This window comes from Ignavibacteria bacterium (assembly GCA_017303675.1).
Taxonomy (GTDB): Bacteria; Bacteroidota; Ignavibacteria; order Tepidaquicellales; family OLB5; genus OLB5.
Genome location: JAFLBX010000002.1, coordinates 1,450,110 through 1,470,368 on the forward strand (window position 1 = coordinate 1,450,110; position 20,259 = coordinate 1,470,368).

Below are 20,259 nucleotides of genomic sequence, written 5' to 3' on the forward strand. Positions count from 1 at the left end.
GGACAAATAAAGAAAGCAACAAAATGAAAAAGACTATAGAAAGTCCGTTTGCAGACTGCAATGCGGTGCTGCATGTTACACCTAAAAAAATGTCATTCCGTAAAGAAGAATTTGATGTTTATGATTATTATTATGTTTGCGATGAAACAAAAAAAGAATTCACAACTTCGGAGGCAACTGACCTGACATTAAAACAAATGTATAACCAATACAGGGAAAAAAACAATATTTTATTTCCTGAACAGATAAAACAATTGCGTGAACAGTATGGTATTACTCCCGTAAAAATGAGTGAAGTATTAGGCTTTGGCGAAAATGTTTACAGAAATTATGAAAAAGGTGAAATACCAAGCAAATCAAATGCAAGGACATTAGATTTGATTACAAATCCCGATAACTTCATTGATCTTGCAGAAAAATCCAAACTTTTTTCTGATAGAGAAATAAATGATCTTAAATTTATTGGAGTAGGCATTCAAAATAAAAGCGAAAAAGAAATCCTAAAGAGTTTATTAAGGAATTACAGCAACGAAATAGATCAGTTTACTGGATATTCATTTCGTCATTTTGCAAAATTGGCGAACATGATCGTCTTCTTTTTAAAAGAAAACGAAAGAGCTTTTACTGTAAGATTAAATAAATATTTATTCTATTCAGATTTTCTTAGTTTTAAATTACTGGGCAGTCCAATAAGCGGTTATTCATATAGCGCGATAGAAAATGGACCTGTCCTGGATAATTATAAAAGATTGTTTGGCGAATTGTGGGAGGAAGAATACGTAGAGAATAAAACTTGTAATCTTGGTGATAAAGAAGTAGATAAGTTTGTTCCGATAAGAGATTTTGACAGTACTTTATTCAGCAATGATGAAATAGAAATATTAACACAAATAAGTAAAGACTTCAAGTTTAAGAAAACACAGGAATTGATAGACCTAAGTCATAACGAGACAGGCTGGAAGGATAATATTGCAGATAAAGGCAATATCAGTTATCAGAAATACGCACCATTATTAAGTATATAAACATTAAAAATCCCCTTTAGCAGGTAAAAACGCTATATTCTGCCAAAAGACAACTATTTCACCCCTTGCATATGCAATCAGCATATATTATATTTGCGTAATTGCCCTATGCATAGGGCGTTAACCTTTTATAAAATAAACCCTAAGCAGCCATGCCAAAACCTTTCAACCAGCAGCTTCACGATGATATTCTTCTTCTTAAAACATTTGCCAATGCAAAAGGTACCCCGCAGTACAAAAAATTATTTGAAAGCATTATGAAGATACACGGAATTTCCAAAGCTACCGTTTATAACGAGCTTGCTAAGGATAAACCCGGCTTTTATAAAGATTACGAACCAAAAGGCAGAACAGTAAATATCAGCCGTAAAGAAGTTGATACTGTAAACATGCTTCTCAAAAAGGGTAAAACCATAGATTTCATTAAAAAATTTATGAAAGTTGAGCTTGGCTTCAGTTATTCAAGCTTAAGGCTTAAGAAAGTCAAACAAATTATTAACTCCGCCGGTAAAGTTATAAAAGTGATAAAACCAAATCTGGCTCAAACCGAAGCTGAGCACCGGTATACAGGAAATGATCCCTCAAAGCCATCACCCGCTGAACCGGTTGAGTTTAAAGGTAACATTCGTAAATTCTTTTACAGGCTCTCACATATTGAAAAGATCAGCGATGACCGGCCAATTAAGATAGATATCAAAGGAAACGTATTTGATGTACATAAAAGCATTGTTGAAAGCTTTTTTAATACCCTTGCTGCTTCCGGTGAAACCGGGGGAAAAAGCAAAGATGAAATTTTGAGGCTTTACATAGAAACTGTTCTTTTTAATAAAACATATAAATTCAGTAAAGGAATTTATATTGCACCGGGCGAGCTGAAACAACTTGAGTATATCCGCAAAAGCCTTGCTCAAACATCGCAGGTAAAAGCTGATAATTCTTCAAAAGGCGGTTATAACCTTGACGATATTATGGATGCGGTGTGCCATTTTTCACCCGAAACATCCCGCGAAGATGTTGTGCGGTTTATAAAAGACAGAAGTATAAAATGAGTGTTATAAGACCTCTCTCTGCGAGTCTGCGACTCGAAGAGTCGTAGACCTGAATCCCCTCCCTTGGTAAGAAAAGGACTTAAAGTATCTCCCCCTTATGAAGGGGGAGAAAGTCAATCGCACCACCGGTGCGATTGACTGGAGGGGGTCAAACATTAGATTTTCTAATCGTTCAACGACTGGAAAGAGCCTTTCCAAAATCATGTGAAAGCTGGAATTCTTAACAAAACAGCTCAGGATCCGCATTCTAATCGGTCAACAATTAAAAAAAAAATATGAATTTTTAGAAATTCTAATCATTCAAAATACCAATAAATTAAATTATGATACTTTTTCATTTGAACTTTGACCAGAAAACAAATTCCTTTTTTACAAATTTGCCTTTATAAGTAATCATTTTTAAAATTAATAATTTCTAAATTTTCCGTTGATTTTCAACATTTGAAACAATATTTTATGGATATGCTGATAGTAAAATTTACCGGGATCATCTTAGCGCTGTTTTTGCTCTTAAGTGATATATCTAATGCTCAATACGTTGGTTTTGGCAGAAATAAGGTCCAGTATAATGATTTTGAGTGGCATACACTTTCTACCGAACATTTTAAGATATATTATTACCCCGAAATGAAAGAGCTGGCTGAAATAGGCGCAGCATACGCTGAAGAATCCTACAAAATACATCAGCAGAATTTTAACTATTCGCTTATTGATACCGTCCCTATAATTTTTTATGCAACTCCAACACACTTCCGCGAAACCAATACAACTCCCGGCCTGATACCGGACGGAGTTGGCGGTTTTTTTGAATTCATTAAAGGCAGGGTTGTAATTCCTTTCGATGGTTCTTTAGGCAATTTTAAACATGTTATTCGCCATGAGCTTTGCCATGTATTCATGGTGGCAAAAGTTGCCAATATACTGCGGCTGCACCGCCAGCCGGCTGAGCGCCAAATGCCGCTATGGTTCACCGAAGGACTTGCTGAATACTGGAGCACTGATTGGGACGCTACGGCAGAGATGGTAATAAAAGATGCTGTAATGAACGAATACATGGTAGGACTGGATGACTGGGAAAGATTTTACGGAACATTTTTTATGTACAAGTTCGGCCAAAATGTACTGCAGTATATAGGCGAAAATTACGGTAAAGAAAAAATTCTGCTTCTTATAGAAAATATATGGATGAGCGATGATTTTTCTGTGGTGATGGAAAAAACCATCGGGAAGGATTACGAAGCTTTTGATTATGAGTACCTCTTCAATTTAAAAAAGAAATATTTCCCGCAGATCTCAACTGAAGACTCTCCGTTAATGAAAACCAAGCCTGTTTTCACAGGCGGCTTTGGCCATAAACCGGCGTATTATAAGGATGGGAATAAAGAAGAAGTATTTTTCATCGGTAATATTTCAGGCTATACAAGCATTTTTAAGGTCAATTTAAAAAATAAAAGCAAAGTTGAAACGGTTATTGAAGGTGAACGCACTGAAGATTTTGAAGAGTTTCATTTTTTCAGGACCGGTATGGATATTTCCTCAAAAGGTTTGCTTGCATTCGCAACAAAATCAGGCGAATCCGATGCACTGCATTTTTATGATGTAAAGCTTGAAAAGCTCATATCTAGCTATCATTTTGATGGCTTGATACAGATAGGCTCACCTTCTTTTACATCTGACGGGATGAGCCTTGTTTTCCCGGCGCTTGATAAAGGAGGAAAAAGCGATCTTTATATTTTCAGCCTCACCGATAAATCACTTACCAGGCTAACAAATGATTATTATGATGACAGGGATCCCGATATTTCACCCGATGGAAAATTTATTGTGTTTTCTTCAGACAGGACTTATGCCGGGCAGGATAATAACTACAACCTGTTCACTTATGATATACAGAGCAAAAGGATAAGTTATTTAACAACAGGCAGCCAGGTTGATTTTTCTCCGCAGATATCGCCTGACGGTAATAAAGTGGTTTATACTTCTACTGCGGGAGGCCTTCAGAATATATGGATAACAAAGCTTGTCAAAACCGCACAGCCTGATGGCTCACTTGCTATAACTGCTGATAGCAGCAAAACTCAAAAGATCACAAATTTCATTACATCAAGCTTTGATCCGCGCTGGGCAGGAGATGATCAGCTTGTTTTTGCAGTTTACGAAAAAGGCGGGATCTCCGTAAGGCTGATGGATGACGTTCCTAAGCTTATTGATTCACCGGTAACAACACGTAATCTTTTTTTTGGTGATACCCAAAAGATGTGGTCTTTCAGTAAACTCAAAGGCATAGAAAAAAGGAACGCGCTTAAATACAAAAAAGAATATACACTGGATATTGCGACCACTAACATTTCAGCAGATCCTGTTTTTGGTGCAACCGCAGGAGGAATTCTTGCAATGAGCGATCTTCTTGGAAATGACCAGTATTACTTCCTGGTGTATAATAACTCAGAATCAGGCGATGAATTTTTTAAGAGCTTTAATGTTGCTATATCAAAAGTATCAAGGGGCCAGCGTTTAAACTACGCTTACGGCATTTTCCATTTATCAGGCAGAAGGTATGATTACGGAGATGCGTTCTCGTATTTTGAAAGAACTTTCGGCGGATATTTTGCTCTAAGCTATCCTTTATCCTTTTTCAGAAGAATAGATGCGAGTATATCACTTGCAAACAGCAAACGCAGCGTAACCGAAGAAAAAGTTAACAGGCGCGCCCTGCTTCTTACTAATTCTATTGCATATACAAAAGATAATGCTATCTGGGGTCCAACAGGCCCGCTTGATGGCAGCAGGCTGAATGTTACATTAGGCTATACCACAGATATACAGTTCGGCAATGTGAATTATTTTACATTCATTTTTGATTACCGCAGATATACAAGGCTAAGCAATACGGTAGCTGTTGGCTCCCGCTTCGCTTACTTAATGAACGAAGGCGATGAAGCCCGCCGCTGGGCTATCGGCGGTAGCTGGGATCTGAGAGGCTGGCCGCGCTTCGGCTTAAGAGGTAAAAAAGCTTTTGTTATCAGCAATGAGCTTCGTTTCCCCCTTGTTGATCTTGTTGATATCAGGTTTCCGTTCGGCATAAACTTTTTCTTTCCATATATCCGCGGCGCAGCATTTGTTGATATCGGTAATGCATGGGATAAGGAGTACGGGGAAACAAAAGCCAGTGTTGGAATCGGCATGCGTATTAATTTGTTTTACATAATAGCTTTACGTTATGATATAGGCAAAAGGGTCGAAAACAATCTGAAACATTTCCAAAGCGGTATATTTCAGCAATTTTTCTTTGGGTGGGATTTTTAGGCAAAATTTTGTGTATAAATGTGTTCCTTGAAATATTTCAGTAAAAATGCTATAATTGCATATCATACAAGCGGGAATAGCTCAGTTGGTAGAGCGCAACCTTGCCAAGGTTGAAGTCGCGAGTTCGAGTCTCGTTTCCCGCTCATTAAAGCCTTGAATGCAATTTAAGGCTTTTTTTGCCTAAGTAAGGCAATTACATTAACTTGGCGACGTACCCAAGTGGCTTAAGGGGAAAGTCTGCAAAACTTTTATTCATCGGTTCGAATCCGATCGTCGCCTCAATTGTTTTATCGTTCATATAAAATTTCCATAAATTAAACTCCGTTAATATGAGTTTATTTTTTAAAGCCCACGGAAAACCATCCATTGGATTGCTGCTTATCCGCTTAGTTGTTGGCACTTATATTTTATCCTTAGGAATAATGCAGGCAAGCAATATCGAAGATTATATCAACAAAGTTAAAGCTCTTCATTTCTTCAGTGAAAACACTGCTTTCATTATTGGCTTTATTACACCTTTTCTTCTGATAATTTTCGGGGGACTTTATATCATGGGTTTTTTTACTCCGGTTACCAGCTTTACTCTTGCACTCATATCACTTGTGAAAATAGCTTCACGCGGCCTCTTCCCTACTGAAGGAATACCGTTCAATAAAGATCTTCTGTTCTTTGTTTGCTTTTTAGTTACACTCTTTGCCGGTGCCGGTATAATTAGCTTTGATGCTTTGCTGGACAGGAAAAAGAAAAAACCGAATGCAATAGGCCCTGTTGATAAAAATATCACGGAAGGCAAAACTGTGGTAACTGCAGAAATTATATCTGAAAAGCCTGCTGATGATATTGAGACTAAGCAGGATGAAAAAATTATAAACTAAATACCCTATGAGCGCATATCACCGTTCAAGGCTGATTGCTGCTGTTAATAAATTCAACAATAAAGATTATTTCGAATGCCATGAGATCCTTGAAGATATTTGGTTTGATGAAAGAGGCGATGCCAGGGATTTTTACCAGGGGTTACTTCATGCAGCAACCGCTTTTTATCATCTTACAAAAAAGAACAATTTTAAAGGCACTGTACTGCAGCTTGAAAAATCCATGAACAAACTTGATAAGTACAAGGAACCTTTTATGGGAGTTGATATACCAATACTTAAGAAACAGCTCCTCAATATTTTGAACAGGCTTAAAAAAAAGGAAGTCCCCAAAAGACTTCCCCGTATAAACTTATTATAATATTAAACCCTAAATTACATTACCATGCCGCCATCAACACAAAGGGTCTGCCCGGTAATGTATGATGATTCATCTGAACAGAGGAACATTACGGCATTGGCAATATCATTGCCGTCACCTATCCTCTTCATAGGTATAGACTGTAAAATACCCTGCTTAACAGTATCATTAAGTTTGCTTGTCATATCAGTATCAATATAACCGGGAGCTATACAGTTCACATTAATGTTCCTGGAAGCAAGCTCTTTGGCAATTGATTTCGTAAAACCAATTACTGCAGCTTTTGATGCCGCGTAATTTGATTGACCTGCATTACCTGTTAAGCCAACAACAGAGCTGATATTGACAATTTTGCCCTGTTTCTGTGATATCATTTGCCTGGTAACAGCCTTTGTAAAATTAAATACTCCCTTGGCATTTGTATCAAGTACACTATCCCAGTCAGCTTCACTCATTCTCATTAGCAAACCGTCTTTTGTCATACCTGCATTATTTACAAGTATGTCAATTTTTCCGTGTTCTTTTATTATACCGTCAGCAAACGCCTGAACGGCTGTTGTATCTGCTGCATCACATTGATGATATTTAATTCCCAGTGAATCGAATACTGCAGTATCTACAGAATTCTTATAAGTTACTGTAACTTTCGCGCCAAGTGAAGCAAACTTTTTTGCGATAGATTTACCGATCCCTCTTGAACCGCCGGTAACAATAACAATTTTATTTTCGAACATTTCCTGTTTTTGTTTAATTATTTAATGCTTCAACATCAGCAGCTTTATCAATACCGCGAATATTTACAGTATTATTTATACGTTTTATTAATCCCTGCAGAACCTTACCGGGACCAAGCTCAATGAATTCTTTAGCGCCGTCATTGATCATATTCACCACACTTTCATCCCATCTTACAGATGAAGTAAGCTGGTCATAAAGTGTTTCTTTTATGAATTCAAGATCCGTATCCTGTGTGATCGGTTTTGCATGAACATTGGTGTATACAGGTATTTTAACTTTCCTGAACTCAGTGTAATCAAGGGCAACTTCAAAATCTTCTTTTGCTGATTCCATCAGCGGTGAATGAAAAGCCCCGTGCACAACCAGCTCTTTTGCCATTTTTGCACCGCGTTCTTTAGCCAGCTTCATCGCCTGCTGGACACCTTCGACTGAGCCGGAAATAACTATCTGCCCCGGGGAATTAAAATTGGCAACCTGTACAATGCCAAATTCAGAGGCATCGCGGCATACATCAATTATCTTTATGGTATCAAGGCCGATAATTGCAGCCATTGTTCCTTTATTCTCTTCGCCGGCTTTCTGCATTAGTTCACCCCTAAGCTGAACCAGCTTTAAGCCGTCTTCAAAGCTCAATGCCCCGGCCTTTATTAGTGCAGAAAATTCCCCCAGGGAATGTCCTGCGGTATATTGCGGTTCAATATTTTTAACCAGCTTAGTTGCTGCAATGGAATGTGTAACAATTGCAGGCTGGGTTATAAATGTCTGTTTAAGTTTATCTTCAGGTCCTGAAAAACTAACTTCTGCTATGTTTATTCCAAGTATTTCGTTAGCCTGCAGATAAAGCTCTTTAATTTCAGGGTAATTATCGTATAAATCCTGTCCCATCCCAACATATTGGGATCCCTGACCCGGGTAAATAAATGCTATACTCATAATCTGCAAATATACCCGAAAATTAGAAATCACAAAATCCAAATAAAGCAAAATATTGAAAAAACTTTCAAAAAATAAGTTTTATATATTTTACGGTAATTCAGTAATTTAACTTAAATTCAATGAGTTATTATAGCTTTGTAAAAGCGGCAAAAAATCATTATTTTAATACGGTGTATAGTATTGCAAATAATATAAATATTTGTAATTTTCCTAAAAATTTGGGTGAAATTTAATGAAATTATTAGTTGGTCTGTTTTTTATTCTCGTAGTTTCCGGTATAACACATTCACAGATCGATAGCAGTCTTATTCTTGGATTATCCAGCAAGAATGCTACAGTTTCGGTCTTCGATCTTAGTGACCCGACCGGGGTAAATATGGAAGTAAATTTATGGGGATTTATCCGGTATCCCGGAAGGTACAGAGTACCTGTTAATACAACTTTTTTGGATCTTCTTACATTTTCCGGGGGCCCGATCGAAGATTCAAATCTGGAAGATATAAGGATCTTAAGAGATATGAATGATCCTGCAAAAAAACCAACTGTAATAAAGATCAATTACGAAGATCTGCTTTGGGAAGACCAGGTTTCAACAAAAACCAAACCAAACCCTGTATTGCAGCCGGGTGATGTAGTGGTAGTATTAAGAGAAAAAAGATATACATTCAGGGATTATTTACAGATATACGTACCAATTATTACATCAATTGTTTCAATTGCGACATTGCTTATCACAATTTCAAGGAATTAAATTTTATAAAAGAATATGGAATCACAGTCAAACGGAAAAGCGTTCAGCAGCATAGACTCCAATATAAAATCATCTCACAGTATCAGATTTTATTTCAACCTGATACTCAGGAACAAGGTACCTATATTGTTAAGCCTTGCCGTGGGACTGATCGTTTCATATTTTTACGCATATTCACAGGTAGATATTTACGCTTCTGCTTCTTCAATGAGGCTTGCCAAACCAAAGGAAAATGTTCTTGAAAATAAAATTTTCAGCGATATAGAAGGTGAGCTTCCGGAACGATACATTAACAATGAAGTTGAAATTTTAAAATCTTTCGCTATCCGCGAAAAAACCGCAGCTTCGCTGCTTGACTCATTCCAGGTTTTAAAAGGTAAAATTCCATTTTCATTGCTTGTTGTAAACCCTGAAAATCCGACTGAGCCAAAAAGCAAGAACCAGATAGCAAATGTACTTCAGGCTGTTACTGAAATATCACAAAAAAGGGGGCTTGATATCGTGAGCATCAAGACTGAAAGTCCTTCACCCCAGGAAGCTGCTTTAATTTCTAACTGCTATGCAGAAGCTTACGCTGATTATTCAATGAAATACAACCGCGGACATTTAACATTAAACCGTGAATTTCTTGAAAAGCAGGTACAGGAAAAGTACAATTCACTCCTACAGACGGAAGACAAGCTTACAAATTTTTTAAGAACAGAAAATGTAGTTGAGCTTAATGCCCAGGCAAATTCAATTATCAATCAGCTCTCTGGCATTGAAGGCAGCTACAACGGAGCGCTGATAGACCTTCAGTCAACAAATAAAGCTCTCACAGATATAAAGTCAGAGCTGGATAAATATGACCCCAAATCAACCGACTATTTTGAAAGCAAGATAACTGATCCATATGTATCAGAGCTTCAGACACAGATAGCAAAACTGGAAATCACCAGGGATCTTGCTAAAACCGGAAATGAAGAATATCTGAAAAACAACAAATCCCTCATTGAAACAGATAAAAAAATAGCTGAGCTGAAGAAGAATCTAAACGAAAAGCTCACTGTTCTGATGGATGGGGCAAAATCAAATACACCTGAAGAGCTGAGAAGCCTTTCGAACAAATATTTTGAGACCAGGATACTGAACAATCAGAATAAGATCCGTGAAGGATTATTAAAAGGATATCTAAACAAGTACCAGGAAAAATTCAACAAACTCCCTGCCCAAAGCATTGAATATGCCAATCTTGAACGTGAAAGAATGGCTAATGAAAAAGTTTATTTAATGCTTTTAGAGAAGTACCAGGAAGCGCTTATAAATGAGGAATCTCAGCCAAATAATGTAAAAATTATTGATTACGGCAAAGTTCCGAAAGCACCAAGCAAACCCAACAGATTTTTGATCATAACTATAGGATTGCTTATTGGCCTGGGTTTAGGTTACGGTTTTGCATTACTTAGAAATATTCTTGATGTATCAGTCAAATCACCGGAAGATCTTGAAAACATCGGAATATCTCTTATCGGATGGGTTCCTACATTTATGCGCGAACCTAAAGCAGGAAGGCACACACATACTGAACAGGAGCTTGTATTAGCATATAATTCTGATTCAGTACCTGCAGAAGCTTTCAGAACGTTAAGAACAAGACTTCAGTTCTCGAAGCTTGAACCTGAACCGATAAAGACAATTTTAATCACTAGCAGCATTCCCAGGGAAGGAAAAACCATCATATCATCCAACCTCGCTGCGAGCTTTGCTTTATCTTCAAGGGTATTGCTTCTAGATTGTGACTTCAGAAAACCGAGGATGCACAATATCTTTAATATGAAACGTTACCCCGGGTTATGCGATTACCTTTTCGGAACTGTCACAATTGAAGAAGCCGTCAGAGAGACAGCATTTCCAAACCTTCATATTATGACATGCGGAACAATTCCTACAAATCCGGCAGAGCTTATTGCCTCAAAGCATATGCAGACCTTCTTAAATATGATGAAGCCTAAATATGATTATATTTTAATTGACTCTCCCCCGCTTGCCACTGTAACAGATGCTGAGCTTCTTTCATCATATGTTGATGGCACTGTGGTGGTAAGCTTAGCAAGTAAAACAAGGCTTGACCTTTTGGTTAATACAATTGATACTCTGAACAAAATCAATGATACGTTCATTGGAGTAATACTTAACAACTTTGATTACCAGGCAACATACGGAAGTTATTATAAATATTACTATTATTATTACGGTTCAGAAAAAGGTAAAGAAGGTGCATCAGGTACGAACGGTAAATCTACAAACGGTGTAAGTACCAATGGCACCCAGAAAGAAAAGATAATTAAACCTAACTAGTATTGCAGCTAAGAATATTTTTTAAATCTTTTCCTGAAACATCAAAGTGTCCATCCTGCGGCAAAATAGGAACGATAAGAAGAAGCAGGACTAAAAACTTACTGGAAACGTCAATTAAGCTTTCCAGGGTTGCAAACCTGTACAAATGCAGGGAGTGTGGCTGGCGGGGAATGCTTAAAAAATACACTGTCAACAAATATTCATTCATTACTTTGATATTTTATATAGTGCTCATTGTTTCTGTGGCCTATGTAATAAGACAGGTTTTAACAAAAAATTTCGGCACATAAATTACACGTCTCACCTTTTATAATTATGGCTATTTACGATATAAATTTTCATGAATTTGTTTCGGCAAAGCTTGCTGAAAACGGCTTCAGGATAGAACACATCACAAGTGAGATGATGGAAAGCAGAACCGGCGATTTCATGGATTTTGTTAACAGCATACGCCGGGAATACAGCCGTGAATACGGCTGGAGTGAAGAATCCCGCGAATATTTTTTAAACCCTTTAAAAGATAAATTCAAATTCAGCTTTACTATCTTAAATGAAAAAGACGAGATCTGCTTTGTCAATTTCTCATCTGTTTACGATAAGATCATTCATAATCACTGCACTTATGCAAGAAAAGATACACGCAGCTTTAATTTTGCCAAGCTGCATATCATAAAATTGTGCCAGGCCGGGCTTGATGCCGGCTTCACTCACCAGGAAGGGTTCTGGCCAAAAACGAATAACGGATCTATCATACTATTTTTAAGGATGGGATGGAAAATAGACAGCATCAGGAATAATAAAGAGCTGTTCATGCTGGCTGATCTTGAAAAAGTAAGAAACCAAACGTATGAATTAGTACTTGCAGGTAAATAAAATGAAAAAACTTAATATACTGTTAACCGGTGCATCAGGGGGCTTAGGCAAACATTTTACCCTGGGCCTGGCAAATGCAGGACACAATCTTGCATTGCAGTTCAACAGCAATGAAAACAGCATTGCCGAAAGCATAAAAGAAATTAAAGACCTTAACTCAAAGATCAAAGCTTATAAAACTGATATTACCAAAGAAGAAGAAGTTGCGGAGCTTGTAAACAACGTAAAAAATGATCTTGGAAGTATTGATGTACTTATAAATAATGCAGGTATTTCCATAAATGCAATGAGCTGGAAGCTAAGTGCAGATGACTGGAACAGGGTTATAAGCGTTAATTTAACGGGCCCGTTCTTATGCACAAAACATGTACTTCCTGTAATGAAGGAAAGCCGGTTCGGCAGGATCATTTATATTTCTTCAGTGGTTCCGCAAATAGGCGTAGCGGGAACTGCTGCATATGCAGCATCAAAAGCCGGGCTTGGCGGCTTGTGCAAAACCATCAGCAAAGAAGTAATTAAGAACAATATTACTGCAAATCTCATTTCACTGGGTTATTTTGATGCCGGTCTGCTTTACCAGATACCTGAGGAGATCCGGGGACAGATCAAAGAATCTATTCCCGTAAAAAACTTTGGCGACCCAATGGAAATAGTTGAGTGCATTAAATATATATGCCTTGAAGAATCAAAATACCTTACCGGCCAGACAATAAACCTAAACGGAGGATTATTCTAGCCGGATGTGCGGAATAAACGGTTTAATTACCGCAGATGATAACCTGAAGCGAAAAATAATAAAGGCCAATGAACTGTTAAAACACAGGGGTCCCGATGATGAAGGTTATGTAGTAATAAATACTGAACGCTGCACTCATGAAAAATTTTCAGGAACGGATTCATCAGCCGCTATTAAAAATAAATATCCTTATATCTCGTTTAAAAATAATTCAAGTGAAGACCTGATCTTAGCCCACAGAAGGCTTGCAATAATCGATCTCAGCGAACATGGCCATGGCCCGATGAGTAATCCGGATGGCAGTGTGTGGATTACATTCAACGGGGAAATCTATAACTACCTGGAACTAAGAGATGAGTTAAAAACCGCAGGTTACAGGTTCAGCACCAATTCTGATACCGAAGTAATAATAAATTCCTATTTACACTGGGGAACTGACTGCCTTAATAAATTCAATGGTATGTGGGCTTTTGCACTTTGGGATAGATCCAAAAAAAGGCTGTTTATTGCCCGGGACCGTTTTGGAGTAAAACCATTATATTATATCCACAGTGAAAATTACTTTGCTTTTTCTTCGGAACTTAAGCCATTGGCACTTTACAGTGATTTTAATGTAAACATCAACAGGAAAAAAATTCCTTATTACCTTATCTATGGCAACAGATTAAATACTGAAGATACATATTTGGAAGATATAAAATCCCTGAAAGCTTCGCATTTCCTTATATATGAAAACGGGAATGTTACAACACGCCAGTATTATGATATAGCCAAAGCAATCCATATTGAAAAAAGCGAAAATGAGCTGAAGGGAACACTTGTAAATCTTCTGGAAGATTCGATAAAGCTCCGGTTCAGAAGTGATGTACCTGTTGGTACTTGCCTTAGCGGAGGGTTTGACTCATCAAGTATAGTATCCCTGGCAACAGATGTAGGGAAAAACAACCTGGAAACATTTTCTGCGGTTTGGCAGGAAAAAAGCTGTGATGAATCATTTTATATTGATATAGTAAACCAAAAATTTTCATGTTCGCCGAATAAGATTATTCCGAAAGAAGAAGAATTCGTTAAGGTGTTTAATGAACTGTGTTATTACCAGGAAATACCCACAGAAGGACCCGGTTTATACCCCCAATGGTATGTAATGAAAAAAGCGAGTGAAAAGGTCAAGGTTTTGCTTGATGGCCAGGGTGGAGATGAAGTATTCGGCGGGTATTTTCAGATGGGGGCATACCTGCGAGGTGTTTTACGGGATAAAAATATTTTCAAAATAGCTGCAGAATCACCTAACTTCCTGAAATTCTTTAATAAAAACGGGCTGCACTCTTTTACAAGCTGGCTCTTCCCGAGGCAATACGGATATATGACACGCTCAAAGCTTTCAGCAAGATTTGAGATCATCAACACAGCTTTACTGAATGAAATGGAAAAAGACTCGCTTTATTTTGATGTGGAACCTGCTAAAAAATTCGGCAGCTATTTAAGCAGCCTTTCATATCACTTTATCAGGAACATGACGATCCCTGCTTTGCTGCATTATGAAGACAGGTCTTCAATGGCGCATTCAATAGAAAGCCGTGTTCCGTTCCTGGATTACAGGCTTGTGGAATTCGGTATAAATTTGAGATCAAAGTATCTTTCCCATAAAGGTGTTTCGCGCCCTTTATACCGCAGCGCAATGAAACCATACCTGCCTGATGAAGTGGTGAACAGAAAAGATAAGCTGGGATTTCCGGTCCCTTTCTCTGAATGGACTCACAATTCACTGAAAAGTATGATCATGGATGAGTTGACTGAAAATAACAGCGCATTATTTGATTTTGTAAACAGGAAAAAACTTGTAGATAACCTGGAGCTGCATTTTTCAGGTAAAAAAGATTATGGCTGGGAAATTTGGCGAATGCTGAGCCTGAATAATTTCCTTAAGCTGTTTAGATATAAATCAATTCTTTAAAGTATAAGAACTGAAAATTAATTAAGTATTAAATTTGTAATATTTACATTAATTTAGTTAAAATATTAAAACTATTTGATAAAATTTATTCTTGAATCTTATTCCTTTAAAAGGATACTGGTTTTAACAGTATTATCAATTGCTGTTTTGTTCCTTTTAAGTACCTTATTTGATAAGGCCTGGGGAAGCAGCTCTTATATTCCAATTGTCAGCCTGAATAGTGTTTATTCTTTTCCGGTTGAATATGATAATTTTAACAGGATCAATCTTAAGCTGATAAGTAAGGATAATATAGCAATTGAAGGCAACAAAAGATTCAGCAGGCAAAACAGCAATAAGCCAAATGATTATTATGATACAGTAAGTTTTTCTTACCCTGACAGCTCATATGACAAGATCAATAAAATTTATATAAAATTTGAAGATTCCCATGATTATGATTCAGTATATTTTGTTGTTTCCAGGTCACAGGAAGATAAGATCTTTTACAACCAGATATTTTACAGCTCTGTTCTAATAAATAATCTGAATGAATTTTCAAAAGATCCCTCTGAGTTCAGGATAAATAAATCAATACTTGTTAATGATGAACTGCTTGCAAGCAATGATACACTGATAAACCAGGTTTTCAGCTATTTCAATTCAAACATTGATAAGCTTGGAATTGCAGAATGCGGAAGAAATTGCGTGATATTCCAGGAGATCTGCATAAGGTTCGGGGTACCCTGCAGATTAGTTAACCTGCAGGGCGGTGATGATGATAAAGTCGGATTTTCAGATAATATAGGCTACCCATTACATGTAGTGTGTGAAATTTTTTCAAGTAAACACAAAAAATGGTATGTAGTTGATCCAACATACGGCTTCAGGTTCAAGCTTTCTGATTTCAATGACTATCTTAATGCAGTTGAAATTGCAAATAAACACACTTTCAGGAGAGAAGATCAGATAATACAGGATAGTGTTTTACTTACCAAACGCTCTTTAGTCGGTAAAGACTATTTCAAGTATTACGAAAATGTTGTATTTTCCATGCCTGAATGGAAAAACAGGATCTTAAAAAAACTGATCAATATATTTTACGGGAATTTTAACTACTATTTATACCTGTTCTCAAATAATTTTCCGATTGTAAAGAACGGTTTTTATTATGTAGGAATTAAAACCTTCATGTATTTTTTCCTTCTGATACTTTATATAAATGCCGTGTTATTTCTACTTATGCGCAGGCTATTCCTGGTAAAAAAACCAAAACATTGATAAATAATAATATGATAGACAGCATAATTTCCAAACGAAAACCCGGTAAAAAAAAGAATGTTGTTGTTTTTGGAGCGCATCCTGATGATTTTGAAGTCGGGTGTTCAGGAACTATACTTAAATATCTTGATACAATTAATCTTAAGATATATGTAATGTCTGACCGCTATGAAGACGGCAAGCTTAGAAACCTGAAAGAAAAAGATAAATCTTTCAGGATCCTGGGTCTGGATAAGGTACCATGTACTGTCTATGATATTCCTACAAGGATTTTCCATGATTTCCGCTCTAAAATCAGAAATATACTGTACGATATTGCTACAAAAACAGATGTGGATGTTGTTTTCACTCCCCCAATTCATGATATACACCAGGATCATATTGTGCTGGCAGATGAAGTCATAAGGCTTTTCAGGGAAAAGACAATATTTGGCTATGAAGTAATAAGAAGCGGATATGATTTTATGCCGAACATGCATGTAAACATTCCATTAGAACTGGTAAATTTAAAAATTAAGGCAGCTCAATCATATAAATCACAATGGTCAACCACCAAAAGCGGAGGTTACTACTTTTCAAAAGAAGTAATGAAAGGTCTTATGAGAGCCCGCGGCGCTCAGTTTGGCGTTGAATATGCTGAAGCATTCGAAGTGTACCATCTTAAGTTATGAAGCATAAAATTGTAGTATTGTGTTTTAATTATGAGCCAAGCCAGTTCCCTGTTAAACCGGATACGGAGAACAGGTTCTACACCTACGGATTTGGAAGTACTTTTGGCAGGCTGTTTAACAATTATCTTAAACAATATTCAACTGAAGTCTGGCGAATTGATGGTTATTGCAAAGAAAAATATTATGAGAAAAATATTGATAACATAAAATACAGAGTGTTCAAAGCAGCTCATTTAAGCAAACTGGGATATTTTTCATGGAATTATATTAAAGAGCTTAAAAGAGAAAAACAGAACCACGGCACAATATTTTTTGTTGTTCATACACACAACTGGCAAACGTACCAGGCAGCCTACTTTTTGAAGGGGGCAAAAATAATTACAACGCATCACGGCGACTGGTCACCGTTCTTTTTATACAATAATACAACAGGTCTGCGTAAAGTGAAGGCTTTACTTGGCAAGATGGCTGAAAAATTAACCTTTAAAAATATCAGTTACTTTTTGATTTGTGATATAAACCAGGTGAAATTCATAAAAATGGCATATCCCGGATTTAAATATGAGATTTTTTCAACCGGACTGGACATTCACAGGTTCAAAAATATAACCAGAAATGAAGCACGGGATCTGTTAAAGCTAGATAAAAACAAAAAATATATTCTGTATGTTGGAAAACTGTACAAATATAAGCAGGTTGATAAGCTTATCGAAATTTGGCTGGAGATCAAAAAGTCAAAGCCTGAAACTGAACTATTGATTGTTGGTAATGAAGAAAAAGGCAAATGGGGAGAAGAATATTATGACCTTGCTGAAAGATCAGGAGCTATAATAGTTGGAAGAGTGCTGAATATTGAACTGTATAAATATTACTGCGCAGCTGATGTATATGTATTGTTAAATCTAAGGGATGATTATTTCGGGGGAATAGGTATTGCACCGCTTGAAAGCCTGGCTTGCAATACACCTGTTGTTTCAAATGCATTAAAGAATTATCTTGGACCGAACCTTAAAGAAATTGGCGAGATACCGGAATCATTGGAAGATTATAAAAATTCGATATTGAATATTCTTAATGATCCCAACAGATTCGTAAATATGCGTGAAAGTGTTGACAGGTTTTATTCCTTAGAAGCAGTTGCAGACAGAATGGAACGAATTTTTATAATTTTTAATAATAAATAAGCAAAGTATAAATTAATTACATCATATATGAAAAAAATACTTGCAATAGGACCACACCCTGATGATATAGAACTTGGATGCTTTGGAACAATGGCAAAGTACAAGAAAAAAGGAGATGATGTCAACTTTCTTGTATTAACCAAAGGAGAAGGCGGTACAGAAAACACTAACAGAATTGATGAAGCTGTAGAATCTGCCTCTCTAATTAAAGCGAAGCTGTTCATCGAAGATCTGCCTGACAGGTTCATTAGTGAAGGTCCAGAAACTATTACTATAATTGAAAAGTATATTAAACAGCTCGATCCTGATGCTGTTTTTATTCCAACTGAATCAGATACTCACCAGGACCACCGGGCTACATATAACGCTTGTATGGTGGCATGCAGAACAGTAAAAGAAGTATACGCTTATGAAACACCAAGTACATCAAGGAAATTTTCTCCCAATTATTTTGTAGATATCACGGATTATATCGGCCTCAAAGTTAAAGCAGTAAAGATCCATTCCTCACAGGGCGGCAAAGGCTACATGGCTGATAGAGCTGTTGAGGGTCTGGCAGAATACAGGGCATTTGATATCCTGCTCAATGACAGGTATGTTGAAGGTTTTGATGTTATAAAGGTAATTGAATAATAATACTGCCCTAAAAATATGATATGCACAATACACCAGCCTAATTACCTGCCTTACCTGGGTTTTTTTGAAAAAGCCTATAACAGCGATATCTTCGTTTTATATGATACCACACAATTCAAAAAAAATGACTGGCAGAACAGGAATAAGCTGTGTACCGGCAACAGCTGGCAATGGATATCGCTTCCTATCTTGCATGATTTCGGACAGAAAATAATGGAAGTTAAGATAAAAGACCCCGGAAAGAATCTTGCCAAAAACTGGAGATCAATTAAGGTAATATACGGAAGAGCACCATTTTTTAAAGAATATGCTCCAGCTTATGAGAATATATATAATTCTGATATAGAGTTAATTTCAGAATTAAACAGTAAAATTATACTTACCGCTGCAGGTCAATTAGGCTTAAAAACAAAGTTTGTAAAAAGCAGTGAATTGCCTGATATCACTACTACTAGCACACAGGCATTAATTGATATTAACAGGCATGTTAATGCTGATACTTATATTTCAGGGGCTGAAGGTATTAACTACCTGGATATGGATCTGTGGAACAGCAGCGGCTTAAAAATAATTTTTCAGAAATATCACCACCCTGTTTACAAACAATTCAACTCAGATGAATTTCAGCCTTATATGAACATTCTTGATCTTATTTTTAATTGCGGTCCTGAAAGCCTGGAAGTTTTACTCGGAAGAAAAAAAGCGGAAAGCTAAATTTCCGCTATCAGAAGGTTATCAGTGCGGTGGAGTTTATAGCCCAGATCTGAAAATCTTTTTGCAAGGTCATCCTTGCTGTACTTATCTGAATTATGTACTTCTATAATATATTTTTTAACTGCTTTTAATGCATCATCTGATGAGTTCAGAAGCATTGGATATTCACTACCTTCACAATCTATTTTGGCATATTCAAATTTTTCAGAACCGGTAAGCTTTCGCAGGTCGTCAAATTTTACGCAGTTAACTTCTGTTACTTTTGATAAAGATTCATCAAATTCACCGTCTATCATGGTATTACATCCGGTCCATTCGAATGAATAGAATTTGGAAGTTCCTTCAAAATCAGATACTGCCAGGTTGTAAGGCTTAACATTAACAGCCTTATTAAGTTTTAAATGCTCATCTAGCCTCGTGAATGTATCAGGAAATGGTTCGAAAGAATAAATATTTGCGTTGGGGAATTTTTTAGTTATATATAACGAAAAATATCCAACATTAGCGCCAATATCAATAATATTCAGTTTTTCGGAGGTACTTTCACCGAATTTGTAATCTTCATCAACAAAAACCTCGAATAATGTCGTCAGGTCACCCTGGTTTTTATTAACATTTAGCGATAATCCGTTTTTCATACGGAACCGGTGCAAATTTTTATCATCTTTGGTGAAATATTTCAGCCTGTAAAAGGTTATTAAGCTGCCAAGTTTCAGACGCGATGCCATTTTAAAAAAATTTGTTACCTTACCCGACATTATACCTGCATTTATTTATTTCTGTATTAATAATGGTTACTAAATTAACCAAAGTATAAATTGAATACAATGTATTCCAAATTAAGTATACAATT

The 20,259-nt window shown here is 36.7% G+C and carries 19 protein-coding genes and 2 tRNA genes; 18 read left to right on the forward strand and 3 right to left on the reverse strand.

Features of this window, described 5'->3' with window-relative positions; genetic code table 11:
• Positions 1-23: 23 nt before the first annotated feature.
• The 7 genes from J0M37_15765 to J0M37_15795 all read left to right on the forward strand — a co-directional run bounded on the left by J0M37_15765 (position 24) and on the right by J0M37_15795 (position 6,616).
• Positions 24-1,025, forward strand: a complete 1,002-nt coding sequence (locus J0M37_15765) for a DUF4065 domain-containing protein (protein ID MBN8586546.1) — start codon at positions 24-26, stop codon at positions 1,023-1,025.
• 152 nt (positions 1,026-1,177) lie between these two features.
• Positions 1,178-2,074: a hypothetical protein gene (locus J0M37_15770; protein ID MBN8586547.1), complete on the forward strand. Its 897-nt coding sequence runs from the start codon at positions 1,178-1,180 to the stop codon at positions 2,072-2,074.
• Between the two features lie 462 nt (positions 2,075-2,536).
• Complete coding sequence (locus tag J0M37_15775) at positions 2,537-5,380, forward strand: PD40 domain-containing protein (protein ID MBN8586548.1); 2,844 nt, start codon at positions 2,537-2,539, stop codon at positions 5,378-5,380.
• Between the two features lie 70 nt (positions 5,381-5,450).
• Positions 5,451-5,523: transfer RNA gene (locus tag J0M37_15780), tRNA-Gly, on the forward strand.
• A 62-nt stretch (positions 5,524-5,585) separates the two neighbouring features.
• Positions 5,586-5,659, forward strand: a tRNA-Cys gene (locus J0M37_15785).
• A 50-nt stretch (positions 5,660-5,709) separates the two neighbouring features.
• A complete protein-coding gene (locus J0M37_15790; GenBank protein MBN8586549.1) occupies positions 5,710-6,255 on the forward strand; it encodes a DoxX family protein in 546 nt (181 codons plus the stop codon).
• A gap of 7 nt (positions 6,256-6,262) precedes the next feature.
• Complete coding sequence (locus tag J0M37_15795; GenBank protein ID MBN8586550.1) at positions 6,263-6,616, forward strand: DUF309 domain-containing protein; 354 nt, start codon at positions 6,263-6,265, stop codon at positions 6,614-6,616.
• A 14-nt stretch (positions 6,617-6,630) separates the two neighbouring features.
• On the opposite strand, the gene fabG is transcribed toward J0M37_15795, so the two are convergent.
• On the reverse strand, positions 6,631-7,350 hold the full coding sequence (gene fabG, locus J0M37_15800; protein ID MBN8586551.1) for a 3-oxoacyl-[acyl-carrier-protein] reductase: 720 nt from the start codon (positions 7,348-7,350) through the stop codon (positions 6,631-6,633).
• Between the two features lie 13 nt (positions 7,351-7,363).
• Positions 7,364-8,287 (reverse strand): ACP S-malonyltransferase, encoded by a 924-nt coding sequence (fabD, locus tag J0M37_15805; GenBank protein ID MBN8586552.1) that lies wholly within the window; start codon positions 8,285-8,287, stop codon positions 7,364-7,366.
• Between the two features lie 235 nt (positions 8,288-8,522).
• Here fabD and J0M37_15810 point away from each other — a divergent pair, with 235 nt between their 5' ends.
• The 11 genes from J0M37_15810 (at position 8,523) to J0M37_15860 (ending at position 19,406) form a co-directional block, all read left to right on the forward strand.
• The gene (locus J0M37_15810; GenBank protein ID MBN8586553.1) at positions 8,523-9,041 is read left to right on the forward strand and encodes an SLBB domain-containing protein; all 519 of its coding nucleotides are present in this window, start codon (positions 8,523-8,525) and stop codon (positions 9,039-9,041) included.
• Positions 9,042-9,056: 15 nt separating this feature from the next.
• Positions 9,057-11,378 carry a polysaccharide biosynthesis tyrosine autokinase gene (locus tag J0M37_15815; GenBank protein ID MBN8586554.1) on the forward strand — a complete coding sequence of 774 codons (2,322 nt, stop codon included), beginning with the start codon at positions 9,057-9,059 and terminating at the stop codon, positions 11,376-11,378.
• A 2-nt stretch (positions 11,379-11,380) separates the two neighbouring features.
• Positions 11,381-11,668, forward strand: coding sequence for a hypothetical protein (locus J0M37_15820; protein ID MBN8586555.1), 288 nt, complete (start codon positions 11,381-11,383; stop codon positions 11,666-11,668).
• 25 nt (positions 11,669-11,693) lie between these two features.
• The gene (locus tag J0M37_15825) at positions 11,694-12,251 is read left to right on the forward strand and encodes a hypothetical protein (GenBank protein ID MBN8586556.1); all 558 of its coding nucleotides are present in this window, start codon (positions 11,694-11,696) and stop codon (positions 12,249-12,251) included.
• 1 nt (position 12,252) lies between these two features.
• On the forward strand, positions 12,253-12,987 hold the full coding sequence (locus J0M37_15830) for an SDR family oxidoreductase (GenBank protein ID MBN8586557.1): 735 nt from the start codon (positions 12,253-12,255) through the stop codon (positions 12,985-12,987).
• A 4-nt stretch (positions 12,988-12,991) separates the two neighbouring features.
• On the forward strand, positions 12,992-14,941 hold the full coding sequence (asnB, locus tag J0M37_15835) for an asparagine synthase (glutamine-hydrolyzing) (protein MBN8586558.1): 1,950 nt from the start codon (positions 12,992-12,994) through the stop codon (positions 14,939-14,941).
• 75 nt (positions 14,942-15,016) lie between these two features.
• The gene (locus J0M37_15840; GenBank protein ID MBN8586559.1) at positions 15,017-16,201 is read left to right on the forward strand and encodes a hypothetical protein; all 1,185 of its coding nucleotides are present in this window, start codon (positions 15,017-15,019) and stop codon (positions 16,199-16,201) included.
• A gap of 11 nt (positions 16,202-16,212) precedes the next feature.
• A complete protein-coding gene (locus J0M37_15845) occupies positions 16,213-16,872 on the forward strand; it encodes a PIG-L family deacetylase (GenBank protein ID MBN8586560.1) in 660 nt (219 codons plus the stop codon).
• The gene (locus J0M37_15850; GenBank protein ID MBN8586561.1) at positions 16,869-18,056 is read left to right on the forward strand and encodes a glycosyltransferase family 4 protein; all 1,188 of its coding nucleotides are present in this window, start codon (positions 16,869-16,871) and stop codon (positions 18,054-18,056) included. Before J0M37_15845 ends, J0M37_15850 begins: the two co-directional genes overlap by 4 nt.
• Positions 18,057-18,083: 27 nt before the next feature.
• The gene (locus J0M37_15855; GenBank protein MBN8586562.1) at positions 18,084-18,689 is read left to right on the forward strand and encodes a PIG-L family deacetylase; all 606 of its coding nucleotides are present in this window, start codon (positions 18,084-18,086) and stop codon (positions 18,687-18,689) included.
• An 18-nt stretch (positions 18,690-18,707) separates the two neighbouring features.
• A complete protein-coding gene (locus J0M37_15860; protein MBN8586563.1) occupies positions 18,708-19,406 on the forward strand; it encodes a WbqC family protein in 699 nt (232 codons plus the stop codon).
• Here J0M37_15860 and J0M37_15865 read toward each other — a convergent pair.
• Complete coding sequence (locus tag J0M37_15865; protein ID MBN8586564.1) at positions 19,403-20,164, reverse strand: FkbM family methyltransferase; 762 nt, start codon at positions 20,162-20,164, stop codon at positions 19,403-19,405. The genes J0M37_15860 and J0M37_15865 overlap by 4 nt on opposite strands.
• Positions 20,165-20,259 lie beyond the last annotated feature (95 nt).

Bases quoted from the DNA above. Each gene is read 5' to 3' on its own strand.
- J0M37_15795 (MBN8586550.1), top strand. From the start codon at position 6,263: ATGAGCGCATATCACCGTTCAAGGCTGATTGCTGCTGTTAATAAATTC.
- asnB (MBN8586558.1), top strand. From the start codon at position 12,992: ATGTGCGGAATAAACGGTTTAATTACCGCAGATGATAACCTGAAGCGA.
- J0M37_15845 (MBN8586560.1), top strand. From the start codon at position 16,213: ATGATAGACAGCATAATTTCCAAACGAAAACCCGGTAAAAAAAAGAAT.
- J0M37_15850 (MBN8586561.1), top strand. From the start codon at position 16,869: ATGAAGCATAAAATTGTAGTATTGTGTTTTAATTATGAGCCAAGCCAG.
- J0M37_15860 (MBN8586563.1), top strand. From the start codon at position 18,708: ATGATATGCACAATACACCAGCCTAATTACCTGCCTTACCTGGGTTTT.
- J0M37_15815 (MBN8586554.1), top strand. From the start codon at position 9,057: ATGGAATCACAGTCAAACGGAAAAGCGTTCAGCAGCATAGACTCCAAT.
- J0M37_15830 (MBN8586557.1), top strand. From the start codon at position 12,253: ATGAAAAAACTTAATATACTGTTAACCGGTGCATCAGGGGGCTTAGGC.
- J0M37_15765 (MBN8586546.1), top strand. From the start codon at position 24: ATGAAAAAGACTATAGAAAGTCCGTTTGCAGACTGCAATGCGGTGCTG.
- fabG (MBN8586551.1), bottom strand. From the start codon at position 7,350: ATGTTCGAAAATAAAATTGTTATTGTTACCGGCGGTTCAAGAGGGATC.
- J0M37_15790 (MBN8586549.1), top strand. From the start codon at position 5,710: ATGAGTTTATTTTTTAAAGCCCACGGAAAACCATCCATTGGATTGCTG.
- J0M37_15855 (MBN8586562.1), top strand. From the start codon at position 18,084: ATGAAAAAAATACTTGCAATAGGACCACACCCTGATGATATAGAACTT.
- J0M37_15770 (MBN8586547.1), top strand. From the start codon at position 1,178: ATGCCAAAACCTTTCAACCAGCAGCTTCACGATGATATTCTTCTTCTT.
- fabD (MBN8586552.1), bottom strand. From the start codon at position 8,287: ATGAGTATAGCATTTATTTACCCGGGTCAGGGATCCCAATATGTTGGG.
- J0M37_15775 (MBN8586548.1), top strand. From the start codon at position 2,537: ATGCTGATAGTAAAATTTACCGGGATCATCTTAGCGCTGTTTTTGCTC.
- J0M37_15810 (MBN8586553.1), top strand. From the start codon at position 8,523: ATGAAATTATTAGTTGGTCTGTTTTTTATTCTCGTAGTTTCCGGTATA.
- J0M37_15865 (MBN8586564.1), bottom strand. From the start codon at position 20,164: ATGTCGGGTAAGGTAACAAATTTTTTTAAAATGGCATCGCGTCTGAAA.
- J0M37_15825 (MBN8586556.1), top strand. From the start codon at position 11,694: ATGGCTATTTACGATATAAATTTTCATGAATTTGTTTCGGCAAAGCTT.